The sequence below is a fragment of the Rhodococcoides trifolii genome (assembly GCF_014635345.1).
Lineage (GTDB): Bacteria > Actinomycetota > Actinomycetes > Mycobacteriales > Mycobacteriaceae > Rhodococcoides > Rhodococcoides trifolii.
Genome location: NZ_BMCU01000005.1, coordinates 152,461 through 165,303, shown reverse-complemented (window position 1 = coordinate 165,303; position 12,843 = coordinate 152,461). Strand labels below are relative to the sequence as shown.

Sequence of the window (12,843 nt, the reverse complement as noted above, 5' to 3'; positions counted from 1 at the left end):
ACATGACACCCGCCCGGTCGCATATAGCGACTAACTCGACCAGCGATCCGTGAGCGCCCTAGGTGTCCAGCTCGGCCATTCCAGGTGTCCCACCGCAACGCCGCCGACGACCCTCGCGACCACGCGCGGGCCGCGAACGGTGCTGTTGTCGTAGAACGTGGTTGTGTCACAGTGCGGTGCCGCACGGGCTACCAGCGCCCACAGGCGCCCGTATCGTTCGCGTATCTTGACCTCGGGGACCGAGTGGCCTCCAGCCCGCACTCGGCTCGCAACTCTGTGCACCGCAAGATCTTCGGGAATCATCACGACGTGGAGTTCGATCGTGTATCCCGCGACGCGTGCGTGCTCGACCAAGCGGAGCTTCGACTCGTGAGAGAACACGGTCTCCGCGATGAAGGAGCGGCCCGCGTCGATCAGCGCTGTGCGGGTATCCGCTGCCACGAGGGCGGCGTCGTACGAACGGGACGCGGGATCTTCGGGCCACCGCTGCTTGGCGATCTCGTCTGCGTTGACGAAGGCGCTACGGGGAAGCAACGGTGCAAGGGTGAGGGCGACAAAGGTGGATTTACCGGCACCGTTGCATCCGACGACCAGATCGAGACGTTTCAGGAGTGTTGCTCCACGACCGCGACGGTGCCGTCGGGTCGATGCTCGACGATGTTCCCGAGCTCGTCCAGCGCAACGGTGGTGATGTTCTGTGCGGCTAGGAGATTGCCGTAGTGAGCGTCGGCAAGGCTCTCGTCGATCGCCGCGGAAATTTCGGCGTTGAACACGACACCTTCCTCCACGGTCAGGTCGGTCGTGTTCAGGTCCCCTCCGAGAGCGGCTTCGACGCGGCGGCGTGATGCGGTGTGTTGACTCGATACCGCCCGTCCCACGCGGGCCCAATGGTCGAGTTGTTGTTTTGCGGAACGACTTTGGCGCGCCCCTTCAGCTGCTGCGCTGTCTGCCAGGTCGGCGGCAACCCGAGTGACACGATCGGCGACTGTCATGACGTCCTCTTCTGTAGCGTTCTGCTACGACTGTAGCAGCATGCTACAAGTGCGCTCGTCGGCGACATGGGAATAGTCCGGGCGGTTGGGTGTCTTGCACTGGGTATGACTTCAATAGCAATCATCGGAGCAGGTTCCGGACTCGGCGCGGCCGTGGCACGCAAATTCGCCTCGGAAGGCTTCGCGGTGGGTCTGGTCTCGCGTAACCAGACACGTGTCGACGCGTTGGCCGACGATCTGGCTTCCGAGGGCATCCAGGCCAAGGGCTTCGCCGCCGACGTGCGCGACCCCGCGTCGATCGCGCACGCACTCGAGCAGATCACCGAGGCGCTCGGCCCCATCGAGGTGCTGCAGTACAGTCCGCTGCCGCAGAAGGACTTCATGCGGCCCGTTCTCGAGACGACGCCCGCCGACATGGTGGGACCGGTCGAGTTCTCGATTTACGGCCCCATTGCGGCTGTGCACCAGGTGATTCCGGGTATGCGCTTCCTCGGCGAGAACAAAGGAACCATTCTGTTCGTCAACGGTGGATCCGCGGTGACGCCCGGCCGCAACGTCACCGGTACGTCCATTGCCTTCGCAGGCCAGGCCGCCTACGCCCAGTTGCTGAACGAGGCACTCGGCGAGGAGGGCATCCAGGTGTCGCAGCTGATCATCGGCGGCGCGATCGTCGAGGGAGATCCGGAGAAGGATCCGAAGGTGCTTGCCGAGCACCTGTGGGACCTGCACATCAAGCGCGACCGGTTCCGGTTCCAGGTGAGCGCGGACTAGAAGGCGCGCTCGACGATCACCACCCCCAGGAGCCAGGAATCCCCTTGAACGGCCCCACGACGTCCGACGTGATCCACCCCGCGTAGAAGCCGCCCTCTTGCGCGAGGGCGGTTTCCCCGGCCAACTCGCACGTCAGTTGAGCGGGGGAGAAGGACAGGGCACCGGCGATGTCGCGGAACGGCGCGGTCGGTGACTCGTAGCTCCACCCGCCCGCTTCGAGAACCGACCCGTCGTCGCCGACGATGTCCCAGTAGGTGGCCGCACCCTTCCACTCACACATGGTCGAGCGGGCGGCGGACCGACGGATTCGGCTCGAATCGACGTCGGAGCGCGGGATGTACCAGGTGGGAGGGTGCGACGTCTCCAGAACGCGCCACGGCCCACGGCTGTCGGCGACCACTGATTCACCGAAACGGACCACGGCTCTCTTCGTCGACGATTCCAGTAGTGGGGGCCTCGGGTAATCCCAGACGGATTCCTGGCCGGGGCCGGGTGTTTCGGGCTCGACGCCGGGAGGCAAGTTTCGCTTCATCCCTCGATGATGCCCTCTTGCTCTGAGGTAGGGATCACACACACGCTCGGAATCGGTCGGGATCGAGGTCGTGTTGTTGATCGGGGAGGCCGTAGACTCAGGCCTGCACCCCTCGCCTAGCCCACAGGGAGCGCTACCCGTGACATCTGCACCATCCACACCCTCCTCGATGGACGAACCCGAAACCGAGCCACGCGAGGAATGTGGAGTCTTCGGAGTCTGGGCGCCCGGTGAAGACGTCGCAAAAATGTCGTACTACGGCCTCTACGCCCTGCAGCATCGCGGCCAGGAAGCGGCCGGAATTGCCGTCGCGGACGGATCCCAGGTGCTGGTGTTCAAGGATCTCGGCCTGGTCAGTCAGGTGTTCGACGAGCAAACGCTCGGCGCGATGCCAGGACACGTCGCCATCGGTCACTGCCGCTACTCCACCACCGGATCCACCACGTGGGAGAACGCGCAGCCGATCTTCCGCACCACCGCCGCCGGCAGCGGAGTCGCGCTCGGCCACAACGGCAATCTGGTCAACACCACCGAACTGGCATCGCGCGCCCGCGAAGCCGGATTGATGGGGAACCGTCGCGGGAGCGGCACCTCCGATTCCGACGTCGTCGGGGCGCTGCTGGCTCATGGAGCCGCGGACAGCACGCTCGAGCAGTCCGCGATGGAGCTGCTGCCGACGCTCGAAGGCGCGTTCTGCCTCACCTTCATGGACGAGCACACCCTGTACGCAGCTCGCGACAAGCACGGTGTCCGCCCGCTGTCGCTGGGACGGCTCGACCGCGGGTGGGTCGTCGCGTCGGAAACAGCGGCACTCGACATCGTCGGCGCGTCGTTCGTTCGCGATATCGAGCCCGGCGAACTGCTGGCCATCGACGCCGACGGAGTTCGCTCGTCCCGCTTCGCCACCCCCGAGCCCAAGGGCTGCATCTTCGAGTACGTCTACCTGGCTCGACCGGACAGCGTGATCGGCGGACGTTCGGTGCACTCGACACGCGTCGAGATCGGTCGTCGACTGGCCGAGGAACACCCCGCCGAGGGCGACCTGGTCATTCCGGTACCCGAATCGGGGACGCCTGCCGCAGTCGGTTACGCCCAAGGTTCGGGCATTCCGTACGGCCAGGGTCTGATGAAGAACGCGTACGTCGGCCGCACGTTCATTCAGCCGTCGCAGACCATTCGTCAGCTCGGTATCCGTCTCAAGCTCAACCCGCTCAAGGAAGTCATCCGCGGCAAACGCCTTGTGGTGGTGGATGATTCGATCGTGCGCGGAAACACCCAGCGCGCACTGATCCGGATGCTGCGCGAAGCGGGCGCACTGGAGATCCACGTGCGCATCGCGTCACCGCCGGTGCGGTGGCCCTGCTTCTACGGCATCGATTTCGCCTCGCCCGCCGAGTTGATCGCGAACGGTATGGATTCCGAGGACGGCATTCTCGAAGGTGTGCGGCACGCCATCGGCGCGGACTCGCTCGGCTACATCTCCATCGAGGGCATGATCGCCGCGTCCGAGCAACCAAAGTCTCGACTGTGCGCTGCGTGCTTCGACGGCAACTACCCGATCGCGCTTCCCAGCGAGGCGTCGATGGGCAAGAACGTCCTCGAAGGCATCCTCGGCCGCACCGCGGGTGATCCGCTGGTGCCGGACGACGACAACGTCAGCGCGCTGTCTCGGCCCTGATCGATGCGGGCTGTCCGCACTGAATTTCTACCTCCGGTCCTGCCGTCTGACAGGTAAGTACCGGTCATGTTAAAAAATTCGTAGTGTTCGTCATATGAACGACACCGGGACTCGGTAACGTGCCGTTCACCGAATCACAGAGCACCTACGAAGGACGTCCCACCATGAGCGTGCCCTCCAGAGGACGCACCACCGCTTTGATCTCGATCCTGTCCGTCGCCGCACTCACTGCCGCGGCGTGCGGATCGGGACGCACCGACGAGGGTTCCTCAGGGTCCGGCGACGCCGGCGCCGCACTTCTCGTCGGAACCACCGATCAGGTGTACGCACTCGACCCCGCCGCGTCCTACGACAACGGCTCGTTCACCATCATGAACCAGGTCTATCCGTTCCTGATGAACTACGCGCCCGGTAGCGACGAACTCGTTCCCGACGCCGCGCAGAGCTGCGACTTCAGCACTCCCACCGTGTACTCCTGCACTCTGAAGGACGGCCTGACCTTCGCCAACGGTGACCCGCTCACCTCCGCCAGCGTCAAGTTCTCCTTCGACCGCATCGTCGCGATCAACGACCCCAACGGTCCGGCTTCGCTGCTCGCGAATCTCGCCTCGGTCGCCGCACCGACGCCGACGACGGTCGACTTCACGTTGAAGTCCGCCAACGACCAGACGTTCCCGCAGACCCTCGCCACCAACACGGGCCCGATCGTGGACGAGAAGGTGTTCCCCGCCGACTCGATCATGGACGACAACGCGATCGTCGCCGCGAAGCCGTTCGCCGGCCCCTACTCCATCGACAGCTACGAGAAGAACTCGCTCGTCAGCTTCTCGAAGTTCGACGGATACAAGGGCGCGCTCGGAGCGCCCAAGACCGGCAGCGTCACCCTGCGCACCTACACCAGCTCGGACAATCTCAAGCTCGACATGCAGAACAAGTCGATCGACGTGGCGTGGCGCTCGCTCACACCCACCGACATCGACTCGCTCACCTCAGTCAACGGACTCACCGTGCACAACGGCCCCGGCGGCGAGCTGCGCTACATCGTGTTCAACCTCAACACCATGCCCGGCGGAACGCCCGAGCAGAAGCTCGCCATCCGCAAGGCCATGGCGGCGTCGGTCGACCGACAGGCGTTGTCGGACAACGTCTACAAGGGCACGTACACCCCCGCGTGGTCGGTGGTCCCCAGCGGTCTCGCCGGATCCAACACCGCGTTCAAGGATGTGTACGGCGAAACCCCGAACAAGGACGAGGCAGCCGGATTCCTCAGTGCCGCAGGCGTCACCACTCCGGTCGCGATCAACTTGCAGTACAACCCGGATCACTACGGGTCCAGCTCGTCCGAGGAGTACGCGGCCGTGAAGTCGCAGCTCGAAGCGTCGGGTCTGTTCACCGTCAACCTGCAGTCGACGGAGTGGAACACCTACAACAAGGCCCGTGTCGCCGACACCTACCCGGTGTACCAGCTCGGCTGGTTCCCGGACTTCCCGGACGCGGACAACTACCTGACGCCGTTCTTCGCTCCGGACAACTTCTTGCAGAACCACTTCGAGAACCCGGAGATCACCGCGCTCATCGACCAGGAGCGCACGACGACCGATCCGGCAGCACGTGAGGCAGTCATCGGCCAGATCCAGACGCGGATGGCCACCGACTTCGTCTCGACCCTCCCGCTGCTCGAAGGCAAGCAGATCGCCGTCAGCACGGACCAGGTGTCCGGCGTCGACCAGACGCTCGACGCATCGTTCAAGTTCCGCTTCACCCCGCTCTCGAAGGGCTGATCATGGCCACCACCACGCCGGCACCGGTGGAGGTGGGGAAGGACTCTCGGGCGAGCGCGTCGTCACGCTACGGCGCGCTCGCCCGTTACCTCGGAATTCGGTTCCTGCTGATCATTCCGACAGCCTGGATCCTGGTGACCGTCGTCTTCTTCCTCATGCGCGTGCTCGGTGACCCGATCAGCGCAGCTCTCGGAGGTCGTCTTCCCGCCGACCAGATCGCCGAACGTCGAGCGGCGGCCGGCTACGACCGGCCGATCCTCACGCAGTACTGGGAGTACCTGACCGGGCTCCTGCGGGGAGACTTCGGTCGGGCCTCCACCAACAACGTCCCCATTTCCGACGTGCTCATCACCAACGGCGCCGCGACACTGGAACTCGCGTTCTGGGCGCTGCTGGTCGCGTTCGCCGTCGGGGTACCTCTCGGCTTCTTCGCCGCGACCCACCGCGACTCGTTCTCGGACGGAACGCTGCGCATCTTGGCGATCCTGTTCTACGCGGCACCCGTGTTCTTCGTCGGCATGCTTCTCAAGCTCGTCTTCGCCGTGAAGCTCGGATGGCTCCCCGTCGCGGGTCGCGCCAGCACCAACGTCGAACTGGCTCTGCAGAACGTGTCGCCGAAAACGAACATCCTGCTGATCGACTCGTTCCTCTACGGCGACACCGGCTACACCATCGACGTCCTGAAACATGCCGTGCTTCCCGCCGTCGCACTCGGATTGCTTACTGCGGGAGTGTTTCTCAGGCTCGTCCGTGTGAACCTGCTGCAAACCCTGCAGTCCGGCTACGTCGAGGCCGCGCGGGCACGCGGGGTCGGGGCCCGGACCGTCACGCGTCGCCACGCGTTCCGCAATGCGCTCATTCCGGTGGTCACCGTGATGGGGCTGCAGATCGCCACATTGCTCGGTGGCGCAGTACTGACCGAGACGACGTTCGAATGGCAGGGCCTCGGGTTCCAGCTCGCGCGTTATCTGCAGGCTCGCGACTTCATTGCCGTGCAGGGCATCGTGACATTCCTGGCGATCGTGGTGGCCGTGATCAGCTTCCTCACCGATGCCATCGTCGCGCTCATCGATCCCAGGGTTCGATTCTGATGACAGTGAGGTTCCGATGAGCGTCGAAGTCAGCGTCGGCGAGCTCGAAGCGCCGAAGCCCCGCCGGGGCATTCCCGGTGTCGCCCTGATCAAGTCCAGTGCCGGTCTGCAGAAGTGGACCATCATCATCGGCCTGCTTCTGGTGGCAGCCTTCGTGATCGCGGCGGTGTTCGCACCGCTCATTGCGCCCTTCGATTTCGCGCAGACCAGTTCCGGCGGAGTCGATTTCGCCAGACAGGCTGCACCGAGCGCCGATCACATCTTCGGCACCTCCGTGCGCGGTGAGGACGTGTTCTCCCGCGTCGTCTACGGCGCCCGGACCGCGTTGCTGGTGATCGTGACGTCGCTGGTGCTCTCGATCGCCATCGGTGTTCCGCTCGGCCTCGCCTCGGGATACATCGGTCGGTGGCTCGACCGTGTCCTGGTGTTGTTCATGGACGCGATGTACGCGTTCCCGAGTCTGCTTCTGGCCGTTGTGGTCTCGATCGTCGTGGCCGGTGGTCAGTCCAGCAGCTTCGGCGGCATCCTGTCCGCGGCCATAGCGATCACCGCCGTGTTCGTCCCGCAGTACTTCCGGGTGGTCCGCAACGCGACGGTGTCGGTGAAGACCGAGCCGTACGTCGACGCGGCCCGCGTCACAGGCGCCGGCACGGTGCGAATTCTGTTCCGCCACATTCTCGCCAACGTCACCCAGACCCTGCCGGTCATCATCACCCTCAACGGTGCAGAGGCCATTCTGACCCTCGCCGGACTCGGCTTCCTCGGCTTCGGAATCGAGCCGACAGCGGCTTCGGAGTGGGGTTACGACCTCAACAAGGCGCTGCCCGACATCTCGAACGGCATCTGGTGGACGTCGATCTTCCCAGGTCTGGGCATCGTGCTCGTCGTGCTGGGCATGACCATGGTCGGCGAAAGCATCAGCGAGACACTCAATCCGGTGCTGCGGACACGTCGAAAGTTCACGGTGAAGAAATGACAACTCCAGCCCTGTCGCTCGATTCTCTGAACGTCACCTTCGACACCGACGGCGGCACGGTGAACGCCGTGCGGGGTGTCTCCTTCGAGGTGTTTCCCGGCGAAGTACTTGCCGTGGTGGGGGAGTCGGGATCGGGCAAGTCGGTGAGCGTGCGATCGGCCATCGGGTTGCTGCCCACCACCGCACACGTCGATGGGCTCGTCACGCTCGCATCCTCCGATGTCACGCACCTGACGGACAAACAATGGGCCAAGCTTCGCGGCGACGCAATCGCCATGATCTTCCAGGAGCCGGGCAGCGCACTGGACCCGCTGTACACCGTGGGCTACCAGATCGTGGAAGCGTTGCGCGCGCATCCCGGTGCCGACGGCAAGGGCATGGACAAGAAGGCCGCGAAGGCGCGCGCAGTGGAACTGCTCACGATGGTCGGCCTACCCGATCCGGAGCGTCGATTCGGTTACTTCCCGCACGAACTCTCCGGCGGCCAGAAGCAGCGCGTCATGATCGCCATTGCGATCTCGTGCGAGGCCAAGGTGATCATCGCGGACGAGCCGACGACCGCGCTGGACGTCACGGTGCAGGCCGAAATCCTGCGCCTCCTCCGTGATCTGAAAGATCGGCTGGGCTGTGCGATCGTCCTGATCACGCACAGCATGGGCGTCGTGGCCGACATCGCCGACCGGGTCGTCGTCATGAAGGACGGCGAAGTGGTCGAAGAAGCGTCGGTCAGCGATCTGTTCAATGCGCCGAAGGCCGACTACACCAAACGGCTGCTGGCCGCGGTGCCGACGCTCGACCCCGAGCAGACCGATCGAGAGATCGACCGGTCGGGTGCACCGGTTCTCGGCGTGCGAGATCTGGTGGTCGAGTTCTCCGGTGGTGTCGGTCAACCGATGTTCAGAGCCGTCGACGACGTCACCTTCGATCTGTTCGCCGGCGAGACCCTCGGACTCGTGGGGGAATCCGGGTCGGGCAAGTCGACGATCGGCCGGTGTGTGGCGGCCCTGCAGAAGCCGACGTCCGGACACATCGACGTGCTCGGTCAGGACGTCGGTGCGCTGAAGGGCAAGGCGCTCAAATCGCTGCGCAAGAGGTTCGGCTTCGTTTTCCAGGATCCGTCGACGTCGCTGAATCCGCGTCTGACCGTGGGGCAGTGCGTCGCCGAGCCGATGATCGTTCATCGGAAGTCATTGGGTCGTTCCGCAGGCTCCACTCCCGGCCCGGCATCCAAGGCGGAGATTGCGAAGACCGTCACCGACTGGCTCGACTCGGTGCAGCTGCCGAAGGGGACCGAGAAGCGCTACCCACACGAGCTCTCGGGCGGACAGCGTCAGCGGGCATCGCTGGCACGGGCTCTGGTGCTGCGACCGGACCTGCTGGTGGCGGACGAGCCGACCAGTGCGTTGGACGTGTCGGTGCAGGCGGCGGTGCTGGACCTGTTCGAGGAACTGCAGCGCGAGCTGAACTTCGCGTGCCTGTTCATCAGCCACGATCTGGCGGTGGTCGACCGTCTGGCGCACCGCGTCGCGGTACTGAAGGACGGCGGTGTCGTGGAGATCGGCACGCCGTGGAAGATTCTCCGCGAGCCCGAGCAGGAGTACACGAAACGCCTCATCGCGGCCATCCCCAAGCCGGAAGTGCGCTGACGCACCCGGGTGCGAAAAGGAGTATCCCAGCACTCTTTTTCACACCCGTGCGCGAAGCGCCTGAACGTGTGGCCTGACCGGCCGGTACCGTAAGGACGCGTCTCGAGCCATCAGGACGGCCCGAACCGACGATCTACGAAGACCGACGAGACCCACAGCACAGGCTGGAGCCGCTGACACATGACCGACGACACCGACCGCACCGACGACCGACCGGCGAGGGGTTCCTCGTACGCCGCGGCCGGGGTCGACATCGAAGCGGGAGACCGCGCCGTCGAACTGTTCGCGCCACTGGCCAAGAAGGCCAGCCGACCGGAGGTCATGGGAGGACTCGGCGGGTTCGCCGGCCTCTTCGCTCTCAAGAGCAGCTACCGCGAACCACTGCTTGCCGCCTCGACCGACGGCGTCGGCACCAAGCTCGCGGTCGCGCAAGCCCTGGACAAGCACGACACGGTGGGCCTCGACCTCGTCGCCATGGTGGTCGACGATCTCGTCGTGTGTGGAGCGGAACCGTTGTTCCTGCAGGACTACATCGCCGTCGGCCGGGTAGTGCCCGAACGCGTGGCCGAAATCGTCAAGGGCATCGCCGAAGGGTGCATCCAGGCCGGTTGTGCGCTGCTCGGCGGGGAAACCGCCGAGCACCCCGGCATCATGGCCGACGGTGACTACGACCTGTCCGCCACCGGAATCGGTGTGGTGGAAGCCGACGCCGTCCTGGGGCCCGATCGTGTCCGACCCGGTGACGTGGTCATCGGCATGGGGTCGTCGGGACTGCACTCGAACGGGTACTCGCTCGCTCGCAAGGTGTTGCTGGAGATCGACCGCATGTCGCTCACGGGCCATATCGAGGAGTTCGGACGTTCCCTCGGCGAGGAGCTGCTCGAGCCCACCCGCATCTACGCCAAGGATTGCCTCGCGCTCGCCGCCGAAACCGACGTGCGTACGTTCTGCCACGTGACCGGCGGCGGGCTCGCAAACAACCTGGCGCGTGTCATGCCCGCAGGTCTGGTGGCCGAACTCGATCGCGGTACCTGGAGTCCGGCACCGGTGTTCGCTCTGATCGCTCAGCGCGGCCGGGTCGAGCGTTCGGAGATGGAACGCACCTTCAACATGGGCGTCGGCATGGTCGCCATAGTGGCGCCCGAGGATGTGGACAGGGCGCTCGCCGTGCTGACGGCACGCCACATCGATTGCTGGACCTTGGGGACGGTGCGCAAGAGTGCCGACAAGGCGACCGACGAACGCGCCGTGCTGGTGGGTACCCACCCGCGTTTCTAGCAGACGCGAACTGCGGGGACATCCGATCGGATGTCCCCGCAGTCAACGGTGAGATGTCTTCAGAGAAGTGCGGGTGACGCGAAGATCGTCAGCGTCGCCAGTCTTCGTATTCGTCGTCGTAACGGGACGGCTCCCGTTCGACGACGCCTCCGCTTCGATGCGAGTCGGGCGAACCTGTGAGCTCCTTCTGGAGGCTCTCGAAGTCCGTGGACGGTGAGCTGTACTTGAGCTCACGCGCAACTTTGGTCTGTTTTGCCTTAGCCCGGCCACGGCCCATGGCTAACCCCCTCGCGAGTTGCGGGGCGGCCTGGGATTTTTTGGCGGCCCCGTCAGTTTGTTTAGTCTTCCTGAAGGACACTCTAGCGTGCGAAACGGCTACGCGCTCCCAGGGAATCGCCGGGGTCGCGCGCGCCTACGGCGAGTCGTACCGAATCGCTTCGATGGCGCCTCCGGATGAGGCGAGCATCACGTGTTCGCCACCCGAATCAGACCGCTCGGTCAGGTCAGAGGCGTGAATTCGACCATGGCTCGTACGGTGCCGACGCGATCGGCGCCCCCCATGACCGGTCGTTCCGCCAACGCCTCGAGTTCGTCGGACCACGGGGCTCCGCACCGACGAAGCGCCGCGGCGGCCAAGGGCAAACGCGCCCGGTCGTGGCCGTCGTCGATCTTGAACGCGAACGCCGTTCCGTCGGGCAACGCTGCCGCGAACACGCCGTCCGCACCCGACTTGCACAACAGCCCCGGAACGGCGGTCATGAGAATCTCGTCCTCCTTGCCGGTTCCGGAGATCAGGAACGGGTGTTCTCGTACCGCGTCGGCGACGGCGCGCTCAGGGGTGCCGGGTGCGGACGTCACGAGTCGACCGAACGAACGCGCAAGGTCGGCCAGCGACACCGGAACGATGGGCAGTCCGCACCCGTCCACACCGAGCGCGGCGGTGCGTTCGGAGGTCAGGTCGGCAATGGACGCCCCGATCGCGACCTGCAACGGGTGGGTGGGGTCCAGATAGTCCGCGAGCGGCCATTCGTTGACCACACAGGTCGCCAGCATCGCCGAATGCTTTCCCGAGCAGTTCATGAACAGCGGCGTCGGTTCGATGCCCGCCGCCATTGCGTCGGCCCGCGCCCGATCGTTCGACGGCAGCGCCGCTGGACACCGAAGGTGCGCGGCGGTGAGTCCGAAGCGATCCAGCAGCGACTGCACCAAGCGCACGTGTTCGCGCTGACCCTCGTGGGACGCGGCGGAGATCGCCAGTTCGCTCGACGTGAGCGGAACGAAGCCCGCGCGCAGCATCGCAACGGCCTGCAATGGCTTGTTCGACGAGCGGGGAAAGATCGGGCTCTCGGTGTCACTGATCTCGGACATCGACGAGCCGTCCGCGTCGACGATCACGGCGGATCCACGGTGCGTGCACTCGCGGAATCCGGACCGGACGACCTCGACGAGGGCTTCGCTCACGACCTGGTTGCTTTCTTCAGGGCTTTGGCGGCATCGCGGTAGACCTTCGGCGCGAGGTTCTTCTCGTCCATCACCCGGCGCATCTTGTCGGCGTCCGTGCCGACGAACAGGTCACGAACGGTGACGCCGTGGGCGGGGACGTTCGTGACCGTGACGGTGTCACCCGCACGAACCGAACCCGGCTGCAGCACACGGAGATACGCTCCGCAGTCACTTCTCTCGGTGAACCGTTTGACCCAGTGCGGTTCCTCGCACCACCGTGCGAAGGTGCCGCACGGCGTACGCGCGATCGTCACCTCGAGTTCCGCCGTCCCGACGATCCACTTCGAGCCGACGACGGCGTCCGTGACCGCCATCCCCTCGACCCGGAAGTTCTCACCGAACCATCCGGGGGCGAGGTCACGGCCCAGTTCGCGCGCCCACCGCTCCGCTTCCTCCGCGGAATAGGCGTACACCGCTTGATCGTGACCGCCGTGAAACTTAGTGTCGCAGCTGCGGTCTCCTTCGACACCGAGCTCACCGATCCGGACCGGCCCGTCGACCGGCCGCTTGTCGATGGCCGAGTCGACGACGCCCTTGCGGCTCAGTGGCCGGATCTCACCGACCACGCACACGGCCTGTAGTACGCCCCCCACCG

The 12,843-nt window shown here is 65.2% G+C and carries 13 protein-coding genes; 7 read left to right on the top strand and 6 right to left on the bottom strand.

Features of this window, described 5'->3' with window-relative positions; all coding sequences use genetic code 11:
• Positions 1 to 30: 30 nt before the first annotated feature.
• A complete protein-coding gene (locus tag IEW02_RS20685; protein ID WP_188547016.1) occupies positions 31 to 609 on the bottom strand; it encodes an ATPase in 579 nt (192 codons plus the stop codon).
• Complete coding sequence (locus tag IEW02_RS20680; protein WP_188546788.1) at positions 606 to 992, bottom strand: TA system antitoxin ParD family protein; 387 nt, start codon at positions 990 to 992, stop codon at positions 606 to 608. The genes IEW02_RS20685 and IEW02_RS20680 overlap by 4 nt, the downstream gene beginning before the upstream one ends.
• 105 nt (positions 993 to 1,097) lie before the next feature.
• Between IEW02_RS20680 and IEW02_RS20675 the strand changes: the two genes are divergently transcribed.
• On the top strand, positions 1,098 to 1,763 hold the full coding sequence (locus IEW02_RS20675; RefSeq protein WP_188546787.1) for an SDR family NAD(P)-dependent oxidoreductase: 666 nt from the start codon (positions 1,098 to 1,100) through the stop codon (positions 1,761 to 1,763).
• Positions 1,764 to 1,779: 16 nt separating this feature from the next.
• On the opposite strand, the gene IEW02_RS20670 is transcribed toward IEW02_RS20675, so the two are convergent.
• Positions 1,780 to 2,295 (bottom strand): DUF427 domain-containing protein, encoded by a 516-nt coding sequence (locus tag IEW02_RS20670; protein WP_188546786.1) that lies wholly within the window; start codon positions 2,293 to 2,295, stop codon positions 1,780 to 1,782.
• A gap of 169 nt (positions 2,296 to 2,464) precedes the next feature.
• Here IEW02_RS20670 and purF point away from each other — a divergent pair, with 169 nt between their 5' ends.
• The 6 genes from purF to purM all read left to right on the top strand — a co-directional run bounded on the left by purF (position 2,465) and on the right by purM (position 10,745).
• On the top strand, positions 2,465 to 3,973 hold the full coding sequence (purF, locus tag IEW02_RS20665) for an amidophosphoribosyltransferase (protein ID WP_188547015.1): 1,509 nt from the start codon (positions 2,465 to 2,467) through the stop codon (positions 3,971 to 3,973).
• A gap of 164 nt (positions 3,974 to 4,137) precedes the next feature.
• Positions 4,138 to 5,754, top strand: coding sequence for an ABC transporter substrate-binding protein (locus tag IEW02_RS20660; protein ID WP_188546785.1), 1,617 nt, complete (start codon positions 4,138 to 4,140; stop codon positions 5,752 to 5,754).
• Positions 5,755 to 5,756: 2 nt separating this feature from the next.
• Positions 5,757 to 6,845 carry an ABC transporter permease gene (locus IEW02_RS20655; protein ID WP_188546784.1) on the top strand — a complete coding sequence of 363 codons (1,089 nt, stop codon included), beginning with the start codon at positions 5,757 to 5,759 and terminating at the stop codon, positions 6,843 to 6,845.
• Positions 6,846 to 6,861: 16 nt separating this feature from the next.
• The gene (locus tag IEW02_RS20650) at positions 6,862 to 7,821 is read left to right on the top strand and encodes an ABC transporter permease (RefSeq protein WP_188546783.1); all 960 of its coding nucleotides are present in this window, start codon (positions 6,862 to 6,864) and stop codon (positions 7,819 to 7,821) included.
• Positions 7,818 to 9,467, top strand: a complete 1,650-nt coding sequence (locus IEW02_RS20645) for an ABC transporter ATP-binding protein (protein WP_188546782.1) — start codon at positions 7,818 to 7,820, stop codon at positions 9,465 to 9,467. The genes IEW02_RS20650 and IEW02_RS20645 overlap by 4 nt, the downstream gene beginning before the upstream one ends.
• A gap of 180 nt (positions 9,468 to 9,647) precedes the next feature.
• Entirely contained in the window at positions 9,648 to 10,745 is a 1,098-nt protein-coding gene (purM, locus tag IEW02_RS20640) for a phosphoribosylformylglycinamidine cyclo-ligase (protein WP_188546781.1), read from the top strand.
• Positions 10,746 to 10,833: 88 nt separating this feature from the next.
• On the opposite strand, the gene IEW02_RS20635 is transcribed toward purM, so the two are convergent.
• The 3 genes from IEW02_RS20635 to IEW02_RS20625 all read right to left on the bottom strand — a co-directional run bounded on the left by IEW02_RS20635 (position 10,834) and on the right by IEW02_RS20625 (position 12,841).
• Positions 10,834 to 11,022, bottom strand: a complete 189-nt coding sequence (locus IEW02_RS20635; RefSeq protein WP_188546780.1) for a DUF3073 domain-containing protein — start codon at positions 11,020 to 11,022, stop codon at positions 10,834 to 10,836.
• 221 nt (positions 11,023 to 11,243) lie between these two features.
• Positions 11,244 to 12,206, bottom strand: a complete 963-nt coding sequence (locus IEW02_RS20630) for an asparaginase (protein ID WP_188546779.1) — start codon at positions 12,204 to 12,206, stop codon at positions 11,244 to 11,246.
• Positions 12,203 to 12,841 carry an MOSC domain-containing protein gene (locus IEW02_RS20625; protein WP_188546778.1) on the bottom strand — a complete coding sequence of 213 codons (639 nt, stop codon included), beginning with the start codon at positions 12,839 to 12,841 and terminating at the stop codon, positions 12,203 to 12,205. Before IEW02_RS20625 ends, IEW02_RS20630 begins: the two co-directional genes overlap by 4 nt.
• Positions 12,842 to 12,843: the final 2 nt, after the last annotated feature.